This is a genomic window from Verrucomicrobiota bacterium (assembly GCA_016200005.1).
Taxonomy (GTDB): Bacteria; Verrucomicrobiota; Verrucomicrobiia; order Limisphaerales; family PALSA-1396; genus PALSA-1396.
Window position 1 is genome coordinate 153,668 of record JACQFP010000020.1, and the last position, 24,612, is coordinate 178,279.

The 24,612-nt window shown below is 59.1% G+C and carries 15 protein-coding genes, 1 tRNA gene and 2 pseudogenes; 6 read left to right on the top strand and 12 right to left on the bottom strand.

Features of this window, described 5'->3' with window-relative positions; translation table 11 throughout:
- Nucleotides 1–154: 154 nt before the first annotated feature.
- Nucleotides 155–1,534: a Gfo/Idh/MocA family oxidoreductase gene (locus HY298_06860; GenBank protein MBI3849998.1), complete on the top strand. Its 1,380-nt coding sequence runs from the start codon at nucleotides 155–157 to the stop codon at nucleotides 1,532–1,534.
- 213 nt (nucleotides 1,535–1,747) lie between these two features.
- Here HY298_06860 and HY298_06865 read toward each other — a convergent pair whose 3' ends face one another.
- The 4 genes from HY298_06865 to HY298_06880 form a co-directional block, all read right to left on the bottom strand.
- A complete protein-coding gene (locus tag HY298_06865) occupies nucleotides 1,748–3,241 on the bottom strand; it encodes a hypothetical protein (protein MBI3849999.1) in 1,494 nt (497 codons plus the stop codon).
- A 66-nt stretch (nucleotides 3,242–3,307) separates the two neighbouring features.
- On the bottom strand, nucleotides 3,308–5,332 hold the full coding sequence (locus HY298_06870) for a S8 family serine peptidase (protein ID MBI3850000.1): 2,025 nt from the start codon (nucleotides 5,330–5,332) through the stop codon (nucleotides 3,308–3,310).
- Between the two features lie 259 nt (nucleotides 5,333–5,591).
- A complete protein-coding gene (locus HY298_06875) occupies nucleotides 5,592–9,167 on the bottom strand; it encodes a hypothetical protein (protein MBI3850001.1) in 3,576 nt (1,191 codons plus the stop codon).
- A gap of 346 nt (nucleotides 9,168–9,513) precedes the next feature.
- On the bottom strand, nucleotides 9,514–10,164 hold the full coding sequence (locus HY298_06880; protein ID MBI3850002.1) for a sigma-70 family RNA polymerase sigma factor: 651 nt from the start codon (nucleotides 10,162–10,164) through the stop codon (nucleotides 9,514–9,516).
- Nucleotides 10,165–10,821: 657 nt separating this feature from the next.
- On the opposite strand from HY298_06880, the gene HY298_06885 reads away from it, so the two are divergent.
- The 4 genes and pseudogenes from HY298_06885 (at nucleotide 10,822) to HY298_06900 (ending at nucleotide 13,557) form a co-directional block, all read left to right on the top strand.
- Nucleotides 10,822–11,562 (top strand): PAS domain S-box protein, encoded by a 741-nt coding sequence (locus HY298_06885; GenBank protein MBI3850003.1) that lies wholly within the window; start codon nucleotides 10,822–10,824, stop codon nucleotides 11,560–11,562.
- Nucleotides 11,563–11,617: 55 nt separating this feature from the next.
- A complete protein-coding gene (locus HY298_06890) occupies nucleotides 11,618–12,904 on the top strand; it encodes a Gfo/Idh/MocA family oxidoreductase (protein ID MBI3850004.1) in 1,287 nt (428 codons plus the stop codon).
- Nucleotides 12,905–13,229: 325 nt separating this feature from the next.
- Nucleotides 13,230–13,304: transfer RNA gene (locus HY298_06895), tRNA-Met, on the top strand.
- Between the two features lie 49 nt (nucleotides 13,305–13,353).
- Nucleotides 13,354–13,557, top strand: a pseudogene (locus HY298_06900) (GIY-YIG nuclease family protein).
- Nucleotides 13,558–13,644: 87 nt separating this feature from the next.
- Here the strand turns inward: HY298_06900 and HY298_06905 are convergent.
- The 8 genes and pseudogenes from HY298_06905 to HY298_06940 form a co-directional block, all read right to left on the bottom strand.
- On the bottom strand, nucleotides 13,645–15,195 hold the full coding sequence (locus HY298_06905; protein ID MBI3850005.1) for a sialate O-acetylesterase: 1,551 nt from the start codon (nucleotides 15,193–15,195) through the stop codon (nucleotides 13,645–13,647).
- 488 nt (nucleotides 15,196–15,683) lie between these two features.
- Complete coding sequence (locus tag HY298_06910; protein ID MBI3850006.1) at nucleotides 15,684–16,772, bottom strand: LptF/LptG family permease; 1,089 nt, start codon at nucleotides 16,770–16,772, stop codon at nucleotides 15,684–15,686.
- Between the two features lie 24 nt (nucleotides 16,773–16,796).
- Entirely contained in the window at nucleotides 16,797–17,213 is a 417-nt protein-coding gene (locus HY298_06915) for a cupin domain-containing protein (GenBank protein MBI3850007.1), read from the bottom strand.
- A 777-nt stretch (nucleotides 17,214–17,990) separates the two neighbouring features.
- Nucleotides 17,991–18,659: a lysoplasmalogenase gene (locus tag HY298_06920; protein ID MBI3850008.1), complete on the bottom strand. Its 669-nt coding sequence runs from the start codon at nucleotides 18,657–18,659 to the stop codon at nucleotides 17,991–17,993.
- A 605-nt stretch (nucleotides 18,660–19,264) separates the two neighbouring features.
- Nucleotides 19,265–19,435: pseudogene (locus HY298_06925) on the bottom strand (type II secretion system protein).
- Nucleotide 19,436: 1 nt separating this feature from the next.
- Nucleotides 19,437–20,768 (bottom strand): PQQ-binding-like beta-propeller repeat protein, encoded by a 1,332-nt coding sequence (locus HY298_06930; GenBank protein ID MBI3850009.1) that lies wholly within the window; start codon nucleotides 20,766–20,768, stop codon nucleotides 19,437–19,439.
- A 29-nt stretch (nucleotides 20,769–20,797) separates the two neighbouring features.
- Nucleotides 20,798–21,826, bottom strand: coding sequence for an SMP-30/gluconolactonase/LRE family protein (locus HY298_06935; protein ID MBI3850010.1), 1,029 nt, complete (start codon nucleotides 21,824–21,826; stop codon nucleotides 20,798–20,800).
- Between the two features lie 205 nt (nucleotides 21,827–22,031).
- Entirely contained in the window at nucleotides 22,032–23,252 is a 1,221-nt protein-coding gene (locus HY298_06940) for a methyltransferase (protein MBI3850011.1), read from the bottom strand.
- Nucleotides 23,253–23,607: 355 nt separating this feature from the next.
- Here HY298_06940 and HY298_06945 point away from each other — a divergent pair.
- Nucleotides 23,608–24,612, top strand: a 1,005-nt coding sequence (locus HY298_06945; protein MBI3850012.1) for a dihydroxy-acid dehydratase, incomplete at its 3' end; no start/stop codon positions are given.

Consider the following 24,612-nt stretch of genomic DNA (forward strand, 5'->3'; position numbering starts at 1 on the left):
CCGAAGAAATGGTTTAGCGCCGGGAGTAGTCCTCCGGGCCGATTGCATCGCGCTCCGGGAGACACGATACTCATCCCCGGCCACGGCCCGATCCCTTTCCCATCTCCTGCGGCCATGACTTGCCACGTTCCAATTTCTTTGGAACACTTTGATCATGTCAACCAAGCCTGCTTCCATTACGCGTCGCCGTTTTCTGACTGATTCAACCAAAGCCGCCACCGCCATTGCCGCGGCAAATCTTTTGTTGCGACCGGGCCGCGCGCCCGGTGCGCCCCGGCGTCTGTCGCCAAACGAGAAACTGAACATCGCCTTCATCGGCGTTGGAGGTCAGGGCGGCGCGGACCTTGATTCAGTCACGCGCGCCGAAGATGTCAACGTGGTTGCGCTTTGCGATGTGGACGAAAACCGGCTCAACAGCGCGGGCGCAAAATTCCCCGCGGCGAAACGCTACCGGGACTATCGCAAGTTGCTCGAAACCGAGAAATCCGTGGATGCGGTCACAATGGGCATACCAGACCACAGTCATGCCCCGGCGAGCATGATGGCGATCAAACTTGGCCGGCACGTTTATTGTGAGAAGCCGCTCACGCGCACCGTAAAAGAGGCGCGCGCGCTGACGCTCGCCGCGCGTGAAGCAAAGGTGGCCACGCAAATGGGCAACCAGGGAATGGCCTTCGAGGGCAACCGGCTCATCAACGAGTGGCTCGACGACGGCGCCATCGGCGCGGTGCGCGAGGTGCACGTCTGGTCCGACCGTCCGACGCATCGCGGCAAGTTGCCATTCTGGTGGCCGCAGGGCGTGGACCGACCGACCGACACGCCACCCGTACCGGCGACATTGGATTGGGACTTGTGGTTGGGGCCGGCACCGATGCGCGCGTATCATCCGGCCTATGTGCCCTTCAAATGGCGCGGCTGGTGGGATTACGGTTCCGGCGGTCTCGGCGACATGGGCATCCACAATCTCGCGCCGGTATTTTCGGCGTTGAAGCTGGGCGCGCCGGCGAGCGTTCAAGCGAGTTCCACTCCCATCTTTCCGGATAGCGTTCCGGTGGCGAACGTCGTGCATTATGAGTTCGCCGCGCGCGGTGAACTGCCGCCGGTGAAGTTGCATTGGTATGACGGTGGCATCATGCCGCCGCGTCCCGTGGAACTCGAAGATGGTCGCGAGTTGAATCGTGAAGACGGAATCATCTTCGTCGGCGACAAAGGCAAGATGCTCGTCACGGGCTGGGGCGGGGAAAACCCGCGCCTGATTCCTGAATCGCGCAACCGGGATTACCAACGACCGCCGAAAACTCTGCCCCGCTCCGTGGGCCATCACAAGGAGTGGTTGCTGGCCTGCCGCACCGGCTCGCCGACGCGATCCAATTTCGACTTCGCCGGTCCGTTGACGGAAGCGGTGTTGCTCGGCGTGGTTTGCGTGCGCAACGGCGGCGACAAGCTTCTCTGGGACAGCGCGAAGGTCGCGACGAATGAACCGGAGGCGAATCGCTTTCTCCACTACGAATACCGCAAGGGCTGGGAACTGTGAGAAAAAATGCCGTTGCGGTGCGCGTAGGGGTACGACGGTTGGGGCACGGCATACTGGCCAGAGTGGTTTTGGGAGCAGCGCGGGAAAGCGAAGCGGCATGGCGCTCTGCCGGTGAAGTGCAAAACCTGACGGAGGTTTGGACGCGCCCCGTAACACCGAATTTCGAGTCGGCAACTCGCCGGTTGGAAAACCGGCGTTACGCTGCCCTTATGCTCATGGTCTGCGCAGGCGGAAGAATTTGGCGGCGCCGGTGGCGGGCAGTTGCAGGTTGCGCTCCCTCCCGCTGACGGTGGGAGTATTGGTGACCGGATTCCAGGTGATTCCCGGCAGCGAGGTGGCAGCTTCAAGGACATAGTTCGTCGCCTTCGCCGGCCAGGAAAGTTGCACACCCCCAGCCGAACGCGCCATCTGCATCGGTGGACGCTCCGAAAGCCGTGCCACCACGGTGGTGTAAGAAGGCTCCGTCGGGATCGGGACAATGCTTATCCCGTCAAAGCTACCAGGGCTGCCAATGTACGCAGTCAGAAATACATTCCCCACAGAGTCACAGCGGACGCTTGCCCCGCCATCATCCTCGGATCCTCCACCCGCGATGGCCCACAAAACATTCCCAGCAACGTCGGCTTTGGCGACAAAGAAATCGACCCACCCGCGTGTGGATCGCAGCGTGATCGCGTCAAACTGCACCGTCCCTTGGAACTGGCCGGCGAACACAGGCTGTCCCTGCTCATCCAGCGCAATCCCGTAAGACATCACGTAAACTGGCAAATTCCTTTGCCACAGCAAATCGCCGTTGCCATTCAGCTTGGCGATCCCCGTCACGTCTTGCTTAGGCCACTCAAACACGACGTATATGTCCCCATGTTTATCAACGGCGAGGGACTTCGCGTAGTCTAACGTAACCCACAGTAACTCCCCGTTGAGGTCGTATTTCGCTATGAACCAATCACCGCCGTAGCCGTGGACCGTCCCCGGATTGACGGTGGTTCCTCCAAAGTCCGAACTGCCCTCGCGGAGGGAGCCGCACGCAATCACGTTTCCGGAGCCGTCCAGCGCGATGCCAGAGCAGGATGTAGAATACGAATTGATAGGTTGGCTCGCGACTTTTCTCGCCCACAGCAGATTGCCATTCGCGTCATACTTGCAGAAGAGCGGACTCCACTCGCCATCGCTCTCAAACGACCCCAGTTTCAACCCGCCCTTGCTGGTCCCGCCAACGGCGATATTTCCCGCGCTATCCAAACTGATACAAGTGGGGTAAGTCACACTGCCATTCTCCTCCGGTATTTCGTTATTCCTGACCCAAAGGAGATTGTTCGTGAGACCAAACTTCGCCACGAAAAAGCCCCGGACCGCGGGAAAATCGAAAGTGCCATTTGTATAAACCTGGCCTATCCAGTACTGGTTTCCCAAAGCATCAGTCTTAACGGCGGCACGATAAACCCCTGCCAAAGAGTTGCTGTTCGCCAACTCGAGATCTCCCTGCGGACTGAATTTCCGCAAGGTCCCATCCGAGCGGTAGTCAACAAGCCCGCCATCTCCAGTCACGGCAAGATCCCCAACACCTCCCGCCACGGTTTTCGCCCAATGGACGTAGGGTTCCTCTGCCGAAAGCGGAATTGCGCCGAGCCAGGCCAAGGCACAGGCGCTGCCCAGCGTCCGGAGCCGGTTCTTGATTTGCCAGGGGGTATTGATTGTGGTTCGCATAGTTGTGGAGCCGGCGGCAGCCCAAGCGCCTTAACGGCACCGTGGGCCGCCGCTCCAGTGTTTTCATTATTTGGCCGTGACACTGACCTGGTTCGAGTACGCCGAGGAACCGGCAATGTTGAAGCCACGGACGCGGTAAGAATAGCTGGTCCGCGAAACCGTCGTGAGGTCCGTGAACTTCGTGGTGTTGGCGCTGAGGGTTGTCAGCGGTTGCCAAGTGCCCGTGCTGCCGGTCTTGCGCTCGACCTGAAATCCGCCTTCGTTGTTCGACTTGTCGGTCCAGGCCAGCGCGACTCCCCCGCCCTTGGCCGGAGTCTGGGCGGAAGCGGTGAGGCTCGCGGGGGCGGCTGGCAGACCCACATTCGGCGTGGTGACGTTGACCGAATTGGGGTAGCCGGAGCTGCCGCCGGCATGGTAAGCCCGGAGGCGGTAGGAGTAGGTGGTGTTGGGCGAAACCGTCCAGTCGGAATAGCTCGTCAGGTTGGCACCAACCGTATCCACCAGGACATACGGTTGGCTGCCGCTTGACCGCTCGATGGCGAAGCCCAGTTCGTTGGCGGATTGATCGGCCCAGTTCAAGTCCACCCGGCCACCGGCGCCGACCACGGCTTGCACATTGGCGGGTGCGTTCGGAGCGGCAAGCGTGTTGGCCGGTACGGCCATGAGTGTGCCGATGTCCAGCGTCCCACCGGTGACCGTGATTCCGTTGAGCGCCCCAAGCGGGCGCACGCCTGCGGTGAGCAGATCGGTTCGGGTTTGCTGCGGGGTCGTGCCAGGGTGAACAGAAGCGTAGAGCGCGACTGCGCCGGTGACGTGCGGGGCCGCCATGGACGTGCCTCGCTTGAAGTCATACGTGCTGGGCGGAACTGTGGAAAGGATTTCCAGTTCGGGAATGTGGGTGGCACTCAGGTATTGGCCTCCAGGCGCACCGAGGTCCACGTTAGTCTGACCGTAATTGGAATAAGTCGCCAGCGCGCCGTCCCGGGTAATTGCCGCCACGGATACCACTGCGTTGTAGCCGGCCGAGGCGGTGGTATCAAATGACGATGGGTAACTGGGCGCAAAATCATTGTTGTTGGTGTTATTCCCGGCGGAACAAACCGAGAGGATGCCTGCCTGGGCGGCGCGCGTGAAGGAATCGAGCAGGGCCTGGCTGAAACCGCCGCTGCTCCAGGAATGATTCAGCGCCACGAGGTTCAGGCCTTTCCGAGTTTTGAGCGTGGTCATGTAATCCAACGCCTGCACGGTGCCGAAAGATGTGCCGTTGTTGGTGCCGAAGATTTTCCCGGAGATCAGCGTCACGTTCCAATTCACGCCCGCGACGCCGATGCCGTTGCCACCGACGGCGCCAATCGTCCCGGCCACATGGGTGCCGTGCGTGTCGGCGATGACGTCCTCGTATGAAACCATCCCGTTGTTGCCGGCGGCATTCCAGCCATGCTCATCGTCCACGTAACCGTTGCCATCGTCGTCAATGCCGTTGCCGGGAATCTCGCCGGGATTGGTCCAGACGTTCGCGGCCAGATCCGGGTGATCCACTTGGATTCCTCCATCAATGACTCCCACGCATACGTCCCGTGAACCCGTGAAGCCCAGTGCCCATGCCTTCTCCGCCTGCGTGCCGTACGAGTTGCTCGTGCCCCCCGGCCCGATCGGAAAGGGAAGATCGTCACCGTACATTCCCCAGAGCCAACCGTCGGTGTAAAACGGATCATTCGGTTCGGCTTGCGGCGTCACGACCCAGTTCGGCTCGGCGAATTCCACCCCGGGCAGATTGTTCAACAAGCGGACGGCTGCGGGCACCGCCATGGCCGTCGCGGCGTGGGTGAGGCCGATCCGGCCATGGTCTTTCATCGCCGGGGTTTGAAGATGCTGGATCAAACCCAGCCCGGCTTGCTGGAAGGCACCGGTCAATTGTTGATCGGTGACGTTCGCCTTGAATTGGACCAAGAGTTCGTCGGGCAGATACGCCGGACCACCGGGCGCGATTCCAACCGGGGGAAGCGCCTGGGCAAAGCCGGACGCGGTTGCAAACAGGAGAATCACCGCCCCGGCGGCGAGGGTGAGGAGCTGATTGGATTTGGTTTTCATGGTCGGATTGAGATTCAATTCGTTGGTTGTTCCGCTTGTGCGACCGGGCCGCATTTGCGTGTTCGAAGGAGCAATCGGGCGAGTTTCAGCGAATCTTTCAAAAATCTTTTGCCCTTCTTCGTAGCCGCGGACGTGAGTCCGCGCTGAATTCCTTGGGCACTCAGCCAAGCACATGCCAACCACCGTCACTTGGAAAGAGATCCGCGCAAGATTGGGTCCCTTGGAGGATTTGCGCCGACTCACGTCGGCGGCTACGGCGTTACTCGAACAACTGCGGCGCACGGGTGCGGAGCGAACGGCTGACTGCGGCCAGTTCGTCCGGCTTCAGCGGCAGCATTACCCCGGCAGCGTTTAGCCGGCGACCGGAAACCAGCTTCGCGTAGTCGGCGATCACGTCAGCAGTCAGATGCGATTCGGTGAGATCCCAAGCGCGGAGCAGGTGGGGATCACTGGCGGTGATCAGGCGATGGCTGCGCGTCATGAAGGCGAACCGGATGTCACCCGGGTGTTTCAGCAAGGGTGTGACGGCTTCACCGGTGGCGGCATCCCATACTCGAGCCTGCCGCTTGTCACTCCGGCCAATGATGAACCGGCCATCCGGACTCCAATGCGCGACGCGGACAGGACCTTCGGGCAGACGCAACGGAGCGAGCAGTTGCGTGGCGGTTTCCGCGTCCCACACCAAGACCTCTTCGTTGCTGCCGGCGGTGAGCAACCGGCGACCGTCCGGTGACCATTCCACCGAGTAGAGATTCCTTGTGTGTTTGATACCTGAAACAGCGACTTTTCCGCTTGGGACGTCGAGAATTGTGACCGGCCCGCCATGGTCAGCCAAGGCCAGGCGTTTGCCGTCGGGGGAGAACTCGGACTGGATGATCGAACCTGTGAGGGTGTAGGGCGCTCCGATGAGCTTCCCGGAGTCCAAGTCGAGCCATTCGAGGATATCTCCTTGGCTGATTTGCATCCCACGAGTCCAGACTCCAATTTTGGCATCGGGACTGATCGTCACCACCTGACCTTCTGACTTCGGAGCCTCTACGGTTCGGTCGAGGGTGCCGTCCGTGGTTCGCCAGAAGCGGATCACGTGGTCCGTGCCACAAGTCACGAGCTGACCGGCATCGGGCGTGAAGCGCATCCGGGCGATGCCGCCCGGGTGTTCGAGACTGAATTTCCACAACGTGCCGCCTTCCTCGCGGACGAGAATCACCGGGGCCGGAGCGTCATTCGTAAGGCTGACCGGGTTTATGGCCCAGCAGCGACCAGAGTTTCCTTCCAGGAACCCAGTAAATGAATGATAGGGATGGGGAGGTTTCAGCCGAAATAGCTCCTTCAGACTATCCGGATCCATGAGGAGCATCGTTCCGTCCTGCAATGGAACGGACACCGGACCCGGATTGCGACCACAGGCGTTGAAGCGTTCCGCCGTCCCCGTCTGGAGCGGCTCCGGCATTTGGACCCTGGCCGACTCGGTCGGAAGCGATTTCATATCCCAGACCCGTGCGTTGCCATCAGCACCAGCAGTCAGCAGGCGCTGGCCATCGGGGCTGAATTGGACTGAGTTCAGCCAGAGATTCTGCCAGATCGGATCGCGCAGCTGTTCGCCCGACTCCAAGCTCCAGACCAGGGCGGCGCCATCATCGCCGCCGCTGGCGAGGCGCTTCCCGTCCGGGCTGAAGGCCCAGCATTGCGCGTAGGTAATCTCCAATGCTGGCAGCGCTTCTCGGAATGAATCGCAATACCAGGCGCGGGTGAAATAGTCCTTGCCACCATGCATCCAGCCAAAGAACCGTCCTCCCGCCCCCGGCTCTACAAACATGACCATCTGCCCTCCGCCCTTGAGGGGGTCGCCCACCCGCCGGCCCGTCTGCACCTCCCACGCCTGGAGCTCGCACTCGCGTACGGCCTGTGAACCGCTGATCAGGTGGCGACCATCATCCGTCAGAATCGCCCGCATCACCGGCAGCCGATGTTCCAGCGGTGAACCGACCGGTTCCCCGGAAGGCAGTCGCCAGAGGCGGACGGTCTTATCCGCGCTGGCCGATGCCAGCAGGCTTCCGTCCGCACTGAACGACAGGAACCACACCTCTTGCTGGTGCCCTCGAAGTTCGGTCACCAGATGGCCGTCGCGGAGATCGAGCAACCGGACCACCGAGCCGCGCTGGGAAACCGCCAGCCACCGCTCGTCCGGACTAAAGGTGGACCACAGCAGGTTGGTGGACATGCCGGGCCACACCTCGGCGGACGAGAATACTTCGCGACCTGATTTCGCATCCAGGACGGCGAAGAAGTTCGACATCCGACCGGGGCCGTCGAATGGCAAATGTTGCGGCGATGAACAGGCGAACAGGCGTTCACCATCCCTGCTGAAGCGGACGTAACCCATGAAGCTCCCCATCGCTTTCGGCCCCCAGAGCCGCCCACCCGAACCCGCATCGCAGACGGTCAGTTTGCCGTCGTAGGTGCCGTTGGCAATGAACCGGCCATCCGGGCTGAAGGCGCTGGACATCACGCCGGAGTCATGGGGCAGTACTTGGAGCAGGTGCGGCATCTGATTCAGGGTTTGTTGGATGCGGATCCGGTGGATGGATTCCTCGGCAGGCTGGTTGGTGACGAGCGGCAGCGCATCGGCAAACCACAACAACGCGCCTGCGGGATCGCCTTCGTCGAGCAAACGCACGCCGTTGGCCACACGCAAGCGGACGATGCGTGTGCGGTTTTCATCACCGAGCTTCGTGAGGTTTTTGGCCAGCTTGGTTTTCTCGGCGGCAAGGTTGCGCACGACGCGGGTTTGTTTCGCCTGCCACCACCAACCGAGGGCGATGACGACCGCGAGCGCGGTTACGACGGCGCCGGCGCGTTGGACGAAACGCAGTTGACCAGCGAGCTTCCTTTGGCGGCGCACGGAGCCGCCGCTTTGGAGCAGCGCGAGGTCGGCGTTCATTTCCTCGGCGGACTGGTAGCGCTCTTGCACATTCGCCGCGCAGGCTTTGAGCAGAATGGCGTTGAATTCGAGCAGTTGCGCGCTGTCGGGCGCGTCAATGATCTGGGTGAACGGCTCTGGGAAATCCTTCCGGTCCTTTCCCATACCGGCTTCGTAAAGAACTTTGCCCAGGCTGTAGAGGTCGGCCTGCGGCGAGTTCGGTCCTTCGGGCGGGATGAAGCCTTCGGTGCCGACGTAGGAGCGCGCCTCGGCGGTTTCAATGACGAGGCCGATGTCGGCCAGCTTGGGCACGCCACCGACGAAGATAATGTTCGAGGGTTTGATGTCGCGGTGGATCAGGCCGGCGCGGTGCAGGTGAGCGAGACCGAGGTTGAGCGTGAGGCCGAGTTCAAGGCATTCGCCGAGCGGCAGGCGGCCACGCTGGAGCAGGACTTTGGAGAGGGTCTTGGGGATGTAGGTTGAGGGTTGAAAGTTAAGGGTTGAGAGTTTGTCCGCGTCTTTCGCTTCACCCTCAACTCTCAACTCTGAGCTCTCAACCTGCGGCTCCGCCGCATCATCCGCCAGTTCCATGACGTAGTAGAAATAGCCCTCGGCGTCGTTGCGACCGATCTGGAGGATGTCAATGAAGGCTTCGTTGCCGCGCGAGAGCGGCTCAAATTTCTGGATGCCGTGGAACTCGCGTTCGTAGGGGCGGGCGTCGGTGAAGCGATCGCGGAACACGACCTTCACCGCGCGCCAGGTACCGACGGTGGTGCGGGCAAGCCACACGTCGCCGTAACTCCCGCCGCCGATGCGCCGGATCAGTTCGTGGTCGGGCACAGCCGGCATCACCGGCGCCATCCAGGACGGCGCGCTGGTGGCGTCGGTGGCTTTGGGTTGAGGCTCAGGCGGCATGGGAGGTCAGCGGCGGTTCACCGGGCGAGCGTTTTGGAGCGCGACTGACTTGCGCCGTTTTCCGAAAGCGCCGCAGGGGCGGCGCACTCCAAGACCTCGCTGCGGTTCGGAGGCACACGGCAAACGCGCCAGCGTCTTGGACTGCGGGAGCCCTGTCCCGCTTTCCGAAACGTGACGCCAGTAAGAGCGACAACTATTCATCGCACACTCTCCATCCTGCCCCATGCAATCCGGCGTAGGAGCCGGCGCTCAAGCCGGCGCGTGCCGGTGCGGGGTGCCGGTTGATATTTGGCAAAGCGCAACGGACGCAGCCGGCGCAGATATTCACGGAGTTTGTTGAGCCAGTTCAAAGTGGTTTCTCCTTCAGTCGTTCGACCTCGCGTTTCACCTCCTTCGCCAGTCGGTGGCGGACGAGATAAACCTGCCCGATGCTCACCTGAAGCATCCGGGCGACTTCGCTCGGTTTGAGTCCCTTCACCGCGCTGAGGTGGAAGATTTGGTAGTGTTCAGCCTTCACGCGAACTTTCACCCTCTCCATGGCGGCGTCCACGAGGTTGCGTTCCCATTCCTCGTCCCAGGCGGCGTCCTGCTGGACGCTGGCGGAGGGATCGGGCACACGTTCGACGGTGGCCGTTCGCCGGGAATCCGCGTCGCCGGCCGGCGCCTGCTGAAAGGCTGGTTGGCGGCGGCGAAGCTCATCCATGATTCGCAGCCGGGTCACGTGCATAAGCCAGCCCTTGAAGGAGCACCGGGCCGGGTCGTACGCGAAGTCCGGCATTTTCTTCGCAACCGACAGAACGGTTTCCTGAACAACATCTTCCGCCTCGGAATCGCTGAGGCCCGATTTGATGGCGACGCCGTAGATGAATTTCCAGTAGGTGTTGAAGAACTCCCTCCAGCTCGCCTGGTCTTCCCAATCGCGAAGCCGATCGAGCAGGCTGCGGCGGGTGGGCAGCAGCACCTCCCGGTTTGGAGAAAGGTCAGAACGTGACGACATGGCAATAAGAGATCGTGAGAGTTTCCGGAAATCTTTCAAGAATGTTTGGAAGCGAAGGGGAGTGCGGGCGCCATGTCTGGCCATCCACCTTTACTCGCCCGGCGCCGGCCTGTGTGCGGCATTACGCGCGTTAAGTTGTCGTGCAGTATGTTCCTCAGCCCACTGCTGGACCGGCTGAACTGAAAGATAGCGTCGATGGTTTGCGGGAAGGAGACGTGTTCCAAGGCCGGGCTGAAGTCGGAGTTAAATTCGTGGATAACAAGTGCGGGTGCCACATGGGGTACACCTTATGCCGAAAATTCCCGGAGTCCTCATTCAATCAGTGCAAACCGGTTGACCGCGCATCTGGTCGTCCGAAGCAAGCAAAGGTTGCAACCTGCGTCTGCCGCCGGACATTTTTTCGTCAAGGAGATATTTGAATCGGTCGAGCGGGTTGTTTTAGGTGTTAGAGAAACTGCCCTCCGGTGTAGGTCGTCGAATAGCGGTGGCACTTGTTCATCGTGCCTGCGCATTGGGGAGTCGCGTTGCGAGCCGGCGTCGGTCCAACGGCCTTACCCAAGCGAGATGGAACGCGAGCGGGCGGTGTCTGGAAATATGCTTGCCTGAACCGGCTGTACTCGTTAAGCGAGACTGCGTACGGCAAAACTTGGGTTGGTTATGAACCACGAGCAATGGAAACTTTGGAAGCCGCCCACCAAAGCGACGAGAGAGTCGCTGCTCCGCCGTTACGGCGTTGCCATGGTGCTGCCGCTGATCGCTGCGTTGGTCGTTTACCTGCGATCGGCGCTGACCGAGACGCCATTTTTTGTTTTCCTCGGCGTGATTGTGCTCAGCGCCGCCAATGGCGGTCTCGCCCCGGCCTTCGTTTCCACGGCCCTGTCCTCGCTGCTGATTCGCCTGCTGTTCATCCATCCCGTGGCCAAGCTTCATTACGGCGGCGATTTCGAAGGGATGGAGCAGATGGTGGGGTTCGTACTGGTGGCCATACTGGTCAGTTCCTTCGTCGCCGGTCTTCGCCGCGAGCGAAATCATTTGCTCGACAGTGAAGAGCGTTACCGGTTGCTTGCCGAAACCGCCTCCGACGCCATCATCGTGATCGACGAGCAGGGCGAAATCCTTTACGTCAATCCCGTCGCCGAAAAAATCTTTGGCGGCCAGGCCAGCCAGTTGCTCGGCCAAAACCTGAATCTCCTCCTGCCGGGCGACGGTTTCCGCGAGCAACTCACGAACCTGAAGCGCAGCCTCGACACCCGCAAGAAAGCGGTAGCCGTCCAACTGCCGGCTCGTCACCAAAGCGGCGAACATCTCCTGGTCGAAATGACCCTCGGCACAACCAGCCACCGCGGCAAAAATATCTTCACCGCAATCATCCGCGACCTCACCAGCCACAACCGCTGAGCCGGCAGATAAATTTCCAGTGGCCTTTCCGGTTTCCTTCTGCTAACTCAAAGCCATGAACAAGCGCCACCAATTCACCCGCCGCAGCTTTCTCAAAACTTCCATCGCCTCCTTCACGACGCTGACCGTCCTTCCGCGCTACGTTCTGGGCGGTCCAGGATTCACTCCGCCCAGTGAAGTGCTGACCCGCGCGGTCATCGGCACCGGCGGCATGGGCATGGGCCACGTCAAGTCCATCAACACCGCCTGCAAACTGCTCGCCGTTTGCGACGTGGACGAAAAACATCTTCAAACTGCGCTTACGGCGGCAGGCCCTGACGTGAAGGGTTACAAGGATTTCCGCGAGGTCCTTGCCCGCAAGGACATCGACATCGTTCACATTCCGACCCCGCCGCACTGGCACGCGCTGATTTCCATCGCCGCCGCCAAAGCCGGAAAGGACATCTGGTGCGAGAAGCCCATGAGCCGGACCATCGCCGAAGGTGAAGCCGTGAAGGCGGCGATCGCCAAGTACAAACGCATTTTCCGGCTCAATACGTGGTTCCGATTTGAAGGCAACTTCTACGGCATGGGCATTCCAGTCAAACCGATCAAGAAGTTGGTGCTCGCGGGACTTCTGGGTTGGCCGCTCAAAGTCACGGTGGGTGGTCCGACCGGTTTCGATTGGAAACAGAATCAATGGTGCGGTCGCACCGATCTTACTCCGCAACCGGTGCCGCCCGAGCTCGATTACGATTTCTGGCTCGGCCCGGCCCCCAAGAAACCCTATCATCCGCACCGCGTCCACCAGACCTTCCGTGGCTATTGGGATTACGACGGCGGCGGGCTGGGCGACATGGGTCAGCATTACCTCGACCCGATCCAATACATCCTTGGCAAGGATGACGAGAGTCCGGTGAAAGTCGAAGCTGATACCGGTCCGCAAGACGCCGACGCCGTTCTTCCCTGGCGCAAGATTTCGCTGAAGTATGCCGACGGCTGTGAAATTCTCCTCGACGGGGAAAACAAAGAGACCAGCGCCGCGTTCATTGCCGGCCCGAAAGGCAAACTCTCCAAGGACTTCGAGTCCGACATTCCCGACCTCGCGACCAAGCTCCGCGAACTGCCGGACCCGGAGCCGCAGCTCACCGATTTTGTGCAAGCGGTCAAGACGCGAAAGAAATTCGCTCTCAACGAAATCAACGGACATCGCTCCTGCACCTTGATCAATCTCGCCAAGATCGCCGTCGAAACTGGTCGTCCACTGCGCTTCAACTCCAAGACCCAGCGCTTCATCGAGGACGCGAAAGCCAACGCCTACATTCAGCAGCCCATGCGCTCGCCGTGGAAGATCAAGGTCTGAAGCGTAGCGCAGGCGTCCACGCCTGCGAGTTCTGGCTGCGTCTCGCGGCCAAACCCCAGTTCACGGGGCGCGGACACCCCGCGAACCCGCAGCCGAGGACGGCTGCGCTACGCGCACAGGGGCATTGCCGGGATGCGCCGTCGTGCCGGGTGGTCGCCATTCCTTTTGACAGCCGTGATTTTCTCAGAAATATTATCGGGCGGCTGCCAAAGCAGCTCAGGGGTAGAGCAGCCCCGACGTCGGATGTCGGGGTTGGTCGGGTAAGAAGAACCTGACTGTTTTTCCATTGATCAATGCTAGCGCGTGAATAGTTTTTCGGGCGGCTGCCAGAGTAGCTCAGGGGTAGAGCAGAGGACTCATAAGCCTTTGGTCGGGGGTTCAATTCCCTCCTCTGGCACCATCCAACCACGATGGCTGCGACCCTTTATATGCTTCGATCATGAACTGGCCGTTACTATTACGGTTCGACGACAGACCTTGCCAGACGACTCGAACAACACGCACGCGGGCACACCGCCACCGCTGCCAAAGATGGACCGTGGCAACTCGCCGCCAGTCGTGAGTTTGAATTCCTCGATGAAGCACGCCAGCAGGAAAGAATCTTCAAGCGTTGGAAGAATCCGCAACGTGCGCTGGCATGGTTTCAGCGGTAGAGCAGCCCCGACATCGGATGTCGGGGTTGGTCGGGGGTTCAATTCCCTCCTCTGGCACCACTTCAAAATCCTTTCGCCAGCCGCAATCTACTTCTTCGGTGCCGTGACCATGGGGAAGTCGTCCGTCCGGAACGGTGACGCGGGCAGCCCATCCTTGTTCCAGAGATTGACGACGGGAAAGTCCGACCAGCCGTAGCGCACGGCGACAGGGTGGAGGACTGAGGGACTGCTTACCACCACTCTGTTGCCTTCAATTTCTGCCTTCGCCCACACGAACTTTTTGTCCTCGCCGCATACGGCGAATCCTTTCAACTCGCCATCGCGCGCTTCCAGTCCGCTGCCGACATGACTAAAGCTGAGGATGATCTTATCGCCTCTCACTTTCATGTTTTGATAGAGGGGGCCGGAATATTCCACCTTTTCGCGATGGGCAATGCCGCGCGCCGCGAGCGCCAGCCGCGCGCCAACCGGCGCCTTCTTGGTGGGATGAATGTCATCCTTGTCACCCACATCCGTGATCACGGCCATTCCGACTTTGGGCAAGACCTTGGTGGCGATGCCTTGCGCCTCCCGCAATTCCGCCCAGTCACTTTCCACTGGTTTCTCGGTGATTTGTTCCAGCGTGCGCTTCTTGCCCTTGTCCCACGGCGCGATTTGCACCGCGAGGAATGTGAAATCACCCTGCCCCCAATCCCGCCGCCAGTTGCGAATCATGTCGGCGAACAAAGTCCGATATTCATGGGCGCGACCGGCGTTGGACTCGCCCTGATACCAGATCGCGCCCTCGATGGCGTAGGGAATCAACGGCGCGATCATGCCGTTGTAAAGCTCGGTCGGCCTCCAATACGGCGGGGTGGGAGGTTTCCTGGTCTGGGTCTGGCCCTGTTTTTTCAACTCGTCGCTTTCCTGAATGAACTTTGCCACCGCGGCCTCATGCTTTTTCATGTCGGCGCGGTATTTGTCGAGGATGTCCTTTTTGTAGTCGGGATTGGCGGAAAGAACTTTCTCGCTCATCCAGACTTCCGCCGGTGAACCGCCCCAAGATGTGTGAATCAAACCGACAGGCACGTTTCGCGCCTTCTGCAGATCGCGGCCGAAATAATACGCGACGGCGGAGAACCCCGGCGTGGTTTGCGGGTTGCATTCGACCCAACTGGATTTGACATCGCTCACTGGCTCGTTGGCCTTCAACTTCGGCACGGTGAACAGATGAATGTTTGGATTGGCGGAGGCGGCGATGTCCGCCTGCGATTCAAAAGACGATTTCAACGGGAACTCCATGTTCGACTGGCCGCTGCAAATCCACACTTCGCCCACAAGCACATTCTTCAACTCAATCTTGTTCTTCCCGGAAATCGTGAGCGTGTCCGGGCCACCAGCCTTGAGGTTGGTGAGTTTGACCATCCATTTGCCGTCCTTGGCTTTGGCTTTGGCTGTTTGGCCGCGAAAACTCACGGTGACTTCTTCGCCGTCATCCGCCCAGCCCCAGATGGGCACGCGCATCCCTTGCTGCAAGACGGCGTTGTCGGTGAAGAGCGCGGGCAATCGGACATCTGCCCGAACGCTTGGCGTGGGGAGAAGTGTGAGAGTCAGAACGACCGAAAGAAAAACCACGGTGGATTTTATTTTTTGGATCATGGGCAGTAATGCAACCGAACTTATCGCCGGCGTCAATGACAAAACCGAAGGACTGGCTCTTCAGGCGGTGCTATCCCGCGTCATCTACAAACTGTGAATGAGACCTGGGCGGTTCGGATCCCTTCACCCGGCCTTCGGCCACCCGCTTCATGACCTCGTAGCAGCGGACGTGAGTCCGCTCCATCTGAACTCGCTGGAAGTCAGAGCCGACTCACGTCGGCTGCTACGGCCAGCCCCTCTTTGGAAAGGAACGGCGCACGGTGGATTATTCCCCTCTTGGGAGGGGACAGGGGTGGGTTGGGTTGGCAGCAAGTTGCAGTCGCTTGCGCACTGAACACAATTAGAGAATCAGACCGGTTGTCAGAATAAATCTCGGGATAGAAATGGGCAAACCCCTCACCCGGCCTTCGGCCACCCTCTCCCGATCGGATGGAGAGAGGGAAAGGGTGAGGGGCAATCCGGAAATTAATTTTGGTAGTCACTATGGATCAACCACCGCGATTCGTCCGCCAGAGCAACACCATGCCAATGGCTTGAAAAATAAAATTGGGCAGCCAGACAATCAGGTATGGCCCCCACTCCGGCTTGGTGGCCAGCGCGTCTCCCAGAATCGTGAAGCCATAATAAACCACCACCAGGATCAGCGCGAGGGCAACGCCGATGCTCGTTTCGCGGCGGTGCGCGCGAATCGCCAGCGGAATGCCGACCAGCGTGAAACTCAGACAGGCGAATGAAAAAGAGACTTTCGAGTTGATCTCGGTGAGCACCGGTGTGGCATCGATGCCCTTTTGTTCCCAAGCCAGTCGCTCGTTTTGCAACTGGAAGAAAGTCATGTCGCTGAGGTGCGGCTTTCTTACTTTGGGCGGCTTGAATTCGAGCGGTATGGATACCTCTCCGCCGGTCGCGTCGGTGTGCCATTTCCCGTCTGAATCAATCGTGGCGCCGCGAGCATTGAACAAATTCAGAATCAACTGTTTGTCATCGCCACGCAAAATCTTGCCACGTTCAGCATGGGTTCTGGTTTTGACCTTTTCGTCTTTGTCCAGTTCATACACGAAAACATCCGTCAATTCTCCTCCCTTATTCTTGCTGACATAAAAATTGTAGCCGGGAAAATCCTTCACCAACCGTCCCTCCGGCATGAGGACGTTCGACATCTCGAGGATCAAACTGTAGATCAATTTGTGATACGCGGCGCGACTCTGCGGCGCGATCTGCAAATTCATGAGCGCGCTGACGACGCACAGCGCCACGCTCAACAGCAGGATCGGTGTGCTCAGCGCCAACAAACTGATGCCGCTGGCCCGCACCGCCGTCAGTTCCTGGTCCGCGCTGAACCGGCCGAACGTCAGCAGCGTGGCCGTCAACATCCCCATCGGCAGCGCAAAAACCAGCACGTACGGCAGCAGCAGGCCGATCGCCTCCAACACGATGCTCAACGGTGCCTGGCGGTTGACCAGCAGGGTGAGGATTTCCCGCAGCACATTGGTGAGCAACAGCACGAAGGCAAACACCGCCACCGTCAGCACCAACGAAGTCAGCACCTGCCGCGTCAGATAAAAATGCAATGTCTTCATGCCGGCGTGCGGAGATTCGCGGGCTTATCCGCGCAATGATTTCCACGGCTCCTGGTCGCCGACCTCCACCGTGGGCGGCTCGGCGCTTTTGGCGGGCGAGAGGATGGCCAGAAAGTCGAGCACCTCGCTGCCGATGTTGTAAGTGCCGTGCACCACGCCCGCCGGCAGATAAAGCGAGTCGCCCGCGCGCATGATGCGCTTTTCCTTTTCCACCCATTGTTCGGCCGTGCCGGAAAGCATGTAGAGAATTTCCTCCATCTGCGGATGATAATGAAACCGATGCGCCTGACCCGGCTGCAAGTGCGCGCGGACAAACAACAGGTTCGTGTCCGGCACCATGCCCGGCTTGAAATACCAATGATGCGTCCGCCCGGGAACTTGCTCGACCTCGGCTTCGTTGAACGAAACAAACCGCCAGCCTGGCTGCGAAGTATTCGGCATGGCTGAAGGTTTTAGATGAAGAAAAGGGGCACGTCGAGTGGCGAATGAGAGTTGCCAAGCCACTGCCAAATTGTAGGTGACCGCTTGGGCGTGATGGAACTACTTCGGCGTGGTACGCAAGCGATTGCGGTCGGTGCCTTTGAGGAAGGTCGGTTCGCGGCGGGCGCCACCATTCATGACGTGATAGATCGCGCGGGATACTCGACTCGGATTTTGCGAGCCATGCACCGAGCTTGCGTCGGCGTGGCGCTTTGTCAATCGCCAGACTGTTGTTTCTGCGGGACTGACCCCCTTTCGGAGGGAAACGACAAATCTTTCAGAAAATCTTAGCTACATCGCTGACTTCCTGAGTTCCAGATTCAGATCAAACTCTCTCTGGCTTATTTCCAAACGATGCTTTAGACATTGCCTGTCTCGGAACCGGGAACTTTCAAGATTCACATTCCCAGGTCAGCGCGCGACTCAGGATTTTCGTTGGCTGGGAACGTCCTGAAACTTTTTTCTCAGCTCGAAAACTTTGATTACACCTCTGGCAGGCGGTAGGGGTTTTCACGCAAGCCCGGCGTATCGTGCTGAGCAACCTGACGCCAGGGACGAGCTATAACATTCAGCCCCACGCCGTCGGCGGGAGCACTGCCTACAGCGATTGGAGCGATCCGGTTTCGCACATGGCGATGTAAGGCGAGTCCGATTCGAGAGCAAACCAACACGAGCGGGGCTGAAGAGTCCTCGCTTTCTTTTTGCAGCGCGGTGCAGAACCGCCACCGCAACGCTCGGTCAGCTCGCCGGACGCGATGGCCGGATTGACATGGCAATCAGCCATTGGGCCGCGTAATAAGTGCCCAGCACCAGAGTCGGCGACAGATTTACACCGGGTCGAAACCGGTCAAGTCCGAGCATGGTATCGGACATGACGAACAGTGCGGCGCCAACGGCAGCGGCCCAGGCGCCGGGAACGCTCAAGCTCAACGCCCGACTCGTAGCCTGGCCCGCCATCGCCAGGATGAATATCGTGTAAAGGACGACGGGAATCCGCAGGGCGGCGGGAATTCCGGGCCATTGGAGCAGGAGCATGGGCACACCGACCAGGAACCAGACGAGAAATACCAGCGGCCGTTTGCCAAACCGAACATCGGAGGTGAACGCCACCAGATAAGCAATGTGGGCGACCAGAAAACTCAACAGCCCGGCCAGGAACAAATTGCCGGGCAACATGAGGAAGACGTCACCAGCAAGCGAGAAAGCAAGGCCGGTGACGATCGCCCATTTGTAGCGCGCCAACCCCGGCCCCGGAGCGATCAATGCCAGAAGGAGAATCAGCCCTGTGCTCAGCGGCTTGAATAAATACACCACCCAACGGCTTGCGGAATGCGTCTCATGTCCCCAAATGGCGACCGCACTTGACCCAAGTATGGCAATGGTCAGGAGTACAACCCTCGTTGGCATATCAGGAACTTCACTGTCGATTTCAGGGTTCACTCAACCCAAGTCCAACTCCACGGCCAGGGGTAAACCCAAAGCGGGTTGGGGTAGGTGTTGCCCGGGGAACGGAGAAATTTGCTTTGTGGAAACCATTCGGCATGGCCGTCACTGAACGATTGGTTGTGGCCATCCGGCGTGCCCAGTGTGCCCTGCGGTCCATGGTTGGAGGCCCAGCGCTTCTCGCTGTCAATCACCAGTGTGTGGTCAGAGGTCAGAGGGCCGACCCGGTCGGTCGATTTGGACGGCGAATTCTTTCCTTTGAAAAAGTTACCGGACAAACCGGTCAGCACGACAAAGTGATCGATGTGAAACAATCCTTCATCAAGAAAAAACCTTGGCAGGTCGGGGCGCGCCGGACATTTCCACACGGTCAGCGGTTTGTCGTCGGCCACTTTTGTGCCTGTTGTGAACCTGGCGCTCGCCAGGCCGTAGGAGACCAGCACGATTGCTTGATTGCTGCTCATGACGTAAAGCGGTCCGGCGGGTGGAGGGTACCGGGTGGTCTTGTCGGCGGTGGGAAAAATGCCTTTGTAATCGTCGGCGTACATCAGGAACGCGACGGCCTGATTCTTGATGTTGGACAGACAGGAAGTGCGGATGGCTTTTGCCTTGGCTTTGCTCAACGCCGGCAACAGCAAGCCCGCGAGAATGGCAATGATCGCAATGACGACGAGGAGTTCAATCAGTGTGAACGCTTTCTTCCACTTTCGCTCGCAATGAGAGAAAGCAATCGAATTCATGTTACCTCTTCGCCTCCGAGTTCTTCATCCGATAAAGCTTTGAAGCGGTGCGGATGATCAAACTGTCCCGCGCAATCGCCGGCGTGGCCATGCACATTTCGCCGAGACTGTTCCTGCCAATCAACTTGTATTCCGGGCCGGCTTGAAAAACGAAGGTGTCGCCATCTTCGCTGAGGCAAAAGATTTTATCGTCATAGGCCCACGGCGAAGCGGTGAATCCGGAGTTACCATCCGGATTGATCCGTTGCTTGTCGTAAATCTGTTTGCCGGTCTTCGCATCACGACAGTTCAGAAATCCGAAATCAAACAGCACGTAAAGGTAATCGCCATAGACCAGCGGCGAGGGATTGTACGGCGCGGCGGTTTTTTCGGACCACGCTATGAATTGATTGCTCGTTTCTCCTTCCTTGAGGCTGATATCGCCCGACGCAGCGGGACGAATCGCAAACACCGGACGATTCTTGTCGCCGACATAACCGGAACAAACATAGAGCAAGCCGGATTTTGCGAACGGAGTGGGGATGACGATGGACGACATACCACCAAATTCCCAAAGCAGCTTGCCGTCGAGATCGTAAGAACGGACCTTGGAGCGGCCGGGCACGATCAACTCCGTGCGCTTCTCGTTTTCCCAGACAAACGGCGTGGCCCAGTTGCTCTTCTCTTCTCGTTCAACACGCCACAGTTGCTCGCCGGTTTTCTTGTTCAACGCGACGAGGAACGATTTCTCCTCGTTGTCATTGACGATGAACAGCCGGTCCTTGTGCAGCACTGGCGAAGCGGCCGTGCCCCAGCCGTGCGCGGTTTTGAAATGCCCCCATTTTTGCGACCACACTTCCTTGCCGTTCAGGTCGAGACAAAAGAGGCCGAGGTTGCCAAAGTAGGCATAGACGCGTTCGCCGTCGGTCACCGGCGTTTCCGAGGCGTAAGTGTTTTTCAGATGAACAGAAGTGCTGGGCGAACCTGCGTGCACTTGTTTCTCCCACACCTTCTTTCCGCTCTGCCAGTCGAAGCAATAGACCATCCAATGATGGAGGTTTGTGGATGGCGTTGGTCGCTCTCCGCCGAAATAAAGTCCCTTCTTCGGTTGCTCAACCTGGCCATCTTTGATGACCGACGTAAGAAAAATCTTGTCACCCCAAACGATGGGCGACGACCAACCCCAGCCGGGAACGCTTGCGCTCCACGCGACGTTCTGATTCGTGCTCCAAGTCGTTGGCAGGTTCTTGGTGTCGGCCACGCCGAGCGATCGTTCACCGCGGAATTGCGGCCAGTTGTTTTGAGCGAGAGCGGTTGTAACGGCCAACAGTCCGAGCGCGAGTATTTTTTTCATTTTGAATGAACCTTGCCGCGGTGGGGTGATCAAAATCCTTTTCCGACGGTGCCGGTCTTGATGCGGCTGAGATAGTGGTTGGCCATGATGTAGAGCGTCGAACCGTCATCGCCCCAGGCGCAGTTGCCGGTCGGCTGGCCGGTGTCGATGGTGCCAAGATGTTTGCCCTCGGGTGTGAAAACAAATACGCCGCCGGGCCCGGTGGCAAACAGATTGCCCTTCTTGTCCAGTTTCATTCCATCGGGAAGTCCATTGCCTTTTTTGACCTTGTCCGTGGCATTGAAGAAAACCCTGCCGTTGGCGATCGTGCCGTCCGGTCTCACATCGTAAGCCATCCAGATCGCCAGCTTCGGATCGGACACTGCGACATACAACGTTTTCTCGTCCGGCGAGAAGGCAATACCGTTTGGATAAGTCAGTTCGCCGGTCAACAAAGTGAGTTTGCCGCGTTTGGTGAGGCGATAGACGCCATTGTAGGGAAGTTCCTTCTTGGGATCTTTGTCCGCTTTTTCAAGACCATAAGGCGGATCGGTGAAGTAAAGATCCCCGTTGGATTTATAAACCAGATCGTTTGGGCTGTTTAATCGTTTACCGAGATACTTGTCGGCCAACGTCGTCTTGGTGCGATTTTTTTCCAGGCGGGCCACGCGCCGGTCGCCGTGCTCGCACAAGACCAACCGGCCCTTGGAATCCACTGTCAGCCCGTTCGAGCCGGGCTCGCCACCGCGCGGCGTGCTGCCGGTGTAACCGCTCGGCTTCAGCAACTCGCTGATGCCTTCGCCCTCTCTCCACTTGAAAACGGTATTTTGTGGCACGTCGGAAAAAACCAGATAGCCGCCCTCGCGAATCCAGACCGGGCCTTCCGACCAGACGAAACCTTCGGCGAGCTTTTCCAGTTTGGCGTCCGGCGGCACCAGTTTGTCGAAGGCCGGATCCAGGCGATCAATTTTTCCGAATGTGGGATAATTTGTTTTTTCGGCTGCCGCTTTCGTCACACAAGAGACGAGCACGGCAGTTGAAATCACCAGCGCGAACGAGGCGAAAGATTGGTTATTCATATTAACCTTTGGATTTCCTATAGAATTCAGGGCGGCGCTCAAAGGGTCAAGGCAAAAGCCTCGTGAAATGGAGAGGGCTGGGAAAATCTTCGCAGACCGCCACGAAGTTGGGGGATGACAAAACAGTGGCTCGAACAGGGCCGTTGACAAAAATGTAGCGCGGCTTCCCCCTCCGTGCCGGAAACCTGCGCTACATTCGCGCCGCTCACCGCACCGCGTCGAACATGGCAGCGACGTTCGCCGCCGGCACATCGGCCATGATGTTGTGGACCTGCTGGAAAACGTAACCACCACCGGGACTCCAGATTTTCATTTGTTCGCGAACGTGGGCGAAAACCTCCTGAGGCGAACCTTTGATCAAGACGTCGCGTGTGTCGCAGCCGCCGCCCCAAAAGGTGAGTCGGCCGCCGAAGTCCTTCTTCAAACCCGCCGCATTCATGCCGCGACAAGTAATCTGCACGGGGTTGATCGCATCGAGTCCGGCGTCGATGAGGTCGGGCAAAAGTTCGCGCACCCCGCCGCAGCAGTGCAGCATCACCTTCACCGGCGCGAGCTCCCGGGCGCGCTGCCAGAGTAGTTGCTGACGCGGTTTGAAGAATTCGCGATACATCGCCGTGGACATCTGCGGGCCGGTTTGCATCCCCAGGTCGTCACCAAAAAGAATCACGTCGATGTAGCTCCCGACGGCGCCGAGGAAACGTTCCAGATTCCGCAGGTGAATCTCCGTAAGCCGGTCAAGAAATTGATGCGCGCGAACGGGGTCGCCCGCCAGCAGCATGAAAAAATTGTCGTTGCGGTAAAGGTATTGGCCGATTTCAAGCAGATTGCCACCGAACAAACCCAGAATCGCGCGGTCAGTTTGCTGTCGCAGTTTTCGCGCGCCTTCGGCAAGCAACTTTAAGCCGTCTTCGCCGTCCGCCAGCGGGCCGGGCGGACTCGGGAACGCCGTCCACATGCACTCTTCAAACGCGTCTTCGATGTTCTCCAGGTCGTCCCGCTCCGCAAACGGAAAGTGTGCCTGCTCAAAATACCAGACCCCGTCCGGCATGCGCGCGATGATGCGACCGGTTTTGGAACGCATCACCCACTCGCCGTCGTGGCGTTCCGGTCGCGCCCAACACGGCATCTGGCAGGGCGTGCCGTCGGGCAGGACCCAATCGACCCAATGTTTGTCCTCGAGACAAAACGCGCGGCCGAGCTCGATGGTGTCCACCCCAAAATGTGCGAGCACATCTTCATCGACAATGGCAAGCTGTTGCACCGGGTCGTAAACGCGGATGATTTTTTCCGGCAGGCCGAGTTGTTGACGGAGCCGCGCGTAGGCGATCGCGCTGATGCCGGATGAACGGTGACCGGCGAAATCGATGGGCACGCGGTCCGGTTCGCGGTGGTTCAACGTGGCCAGGACTCGTTCGCGTGAGGTCATTTGAAAATGTCCAACTTTTCGGATTGGCTTTGATTAAATGTTGCTACGCCGATTGTGCCAGATTGAATAGTGGTTACGCGGGATTCCCGCTCCTCCGTTTTTGTCAAAGAATCGACTTTTTTTGAAAACATTGGTTGGAAGTTATAATAGCTCTCCATGTTTTGCCAGCAGGCAGAACGGGAGGGATTGCAGTTGAGCTTCCGCTTGTTCCTCGAGCCGCCTGGCTCACGGTGCTCTCTCGTTCATGCGGGGATTTTGAAGAATGCGAATGACCATGCTGCCTTCGCTGTTGTTGGTGAGAAGATTCCCATCCCATCTTGCTTCCGTGCGATTTTTCCGCAAGACTCGCCGTCTTATGAAAAAGAATTCTTTGCGTCCTTATTCGAGCATCCTGGTGGATGGACCGGACCGCGCGCCCAGCCGCGCCATGCTTTATCCTGTCGGCTTCAAGCCGGAGGATTTTTCCAAACCCATCATCGGCATCGCGTCCACCTGGAGCAACGTCACGCCGTGTAACATGCACATTGATAAACTCGCCCTCGAATGCGAGGGCGGTGCGAATGAAGCCGGCGGCAAAGCCATCGTCTTTAACACCATCACCGTGTCTGATGGCATCTCGATGGGCACGGAAGGAATGAAATACTCGCTCGTCTCGCGCGAAGTCATCGCCGATTCCATCGAAACCGTCGTGGGCGCGGAAGGCATGGACGGCTTCGTCGCCATCGGCGGTTGTGACAAAAACATGCCCGGCGCCATGATGGCCATTGCCCGGCTCAATCGTCCCGCCGTGTTTGTCTATGGCGGAACGATTCTTCCCGGTTGCCTTACGTCGGACAACAATCGCAAAGTGGACGTCGTCTCCGTCTTCGAAGCCGTCGGCCAGCACGCTGCTGGAAATATCAGCGACCAACAACTACAGGCCGTCGAGCAATGCGCCATTCCCGGCCCGGGTTCGTGCGGCGGCATGTACACGGCGAACACCATGGCCAGCGCGATTGAAGCGCTCGGGATGAGCCTGCCCAACAGCTCCGCGCAAAACGCCATCTCGCCCGCCAAGAAAGACGATTGCCGTCGCGCCGGCGCGTGCGTCCTCGAGATGCTCAAGACCGGATTGCGCCCGCTCGATATTCTAACGAAGAAAGCCTTCGAGAACGCCATCACCGTCGTGATCGCGCTGAGCGGTTCGACCAACGCCGTGTTGCACCTGCTCGCCATCGCGCACGCCGCGAAAGTGAAGCTCGCGCTCGACGACTTCACGCGCATCGGCAAACGCGTGCCCGTGCTCGCCGACCTCAAGCCCAGCGGCAAACATCTCATGTCCGAACTCGTCGCCATCGGCGGCATCCGTCCGCTCATGAAG

Excerpts from the sequence above, each read along its gene's own strand:
- HY298_06905 (MBI3850005.1), bottom strand. The coding sequence starts at position 15,195 with ATGATCCAAAAAATAAAATCCACCGTGGTTTTTCTTTCGGTCGTTCTG.
- HY298_06890 (MBI3850004.1), top strand. The coding sequence starts at position 11,618 with ATGAACAAGCGCCACCAATTCACCCGCCGCAGCTTTCTCAAAACTTCC.
- HY298_06860 (MBI3849998.1), top strand. The coding sequence starts at position 155 with ATGTCAACCAAGCCTGCTTCCATTACGCGTCGCCGTTTTCTGACTGAT.
- HY298_06915 (MBI3850007.1), bottom strand. The coding sequence starts at position 17,213 with ATGCCGAATACTTCGCAGCCAGGCTGGCGGTTTGTTTCGTTCAACGAA.
- HY298_06875 (MBI3850001.1), bottom strand. The coding sequence starts at position 9,167 with ATGCCGCCTGAGCCTCAACCCAAAGCCACCGACGCCACCAGCGCGCCG.
- HY298_06870 (MBI3850000.1), bottom strand. The coding sequence starts at position 5,332 with ATGAAAACCAAATCCAATCAGCTCCTCACCCTCGCCGCCGGGGCGGTG.
- HY298_06935 (MBI3850010.1), bottom strand. The coding sequence starts at position 21,826 with ATGAATAACCAATCTTTCGCCTCGTTCGCGCTGGTGATTTCAACTGCC.
- HY298_06910 (MBI3850006.1), bottom strand. The coding sequence starts at position 16,772 with ATGAAGACATTGCATTTTTATCTGACGCGGCAGGTGCTGACTTCGTTG.
- HY298_06940 (MBI3850011.1), bottom strand. The coding sequence starts at position 23,252 with ATGACCTCACGCGAACGAGTCCTGGCCACGTTGAACCACCGCGAACCG.
- HY298_06865 (MBI3849999.1), bottom strand. The coding sequence starts at position 3,241 with ATGCGAACCACAATCAATACCCCCTGGCAAATCAAGAACCGGCTCCGG.
- HY298_06880 (MBI3850002.1), bottom strand. The coding sequence starts at position 10,164 with ATGTCGTCACGTTCTGACCTTTCTCCAAACCGGGAGGTGCTGCTGCCC.
- HY298_06930 (MBI3850009.1), bottom strand. The coding sequence starts at position 20,768 with ATGAAAAAAATACTCGCGCTCGGACTGTTGGCCGTTACAACCGCTCTC.
- HY298_06920 (MBI3850008.1), bottom strand. The coding sequence starts at position 18,659 with ATGCCAACGAGGGTTGTACTCCTGACCATTGCCATACTTGGGTCAAGT.
- HY298_06885 (MBI3850003.1), top strand. The coding sequence starts at position 10,822 with ATGAACCACGAGCAATGGAAACTTTGGAAGCCGCCCACCAAAGCGACG.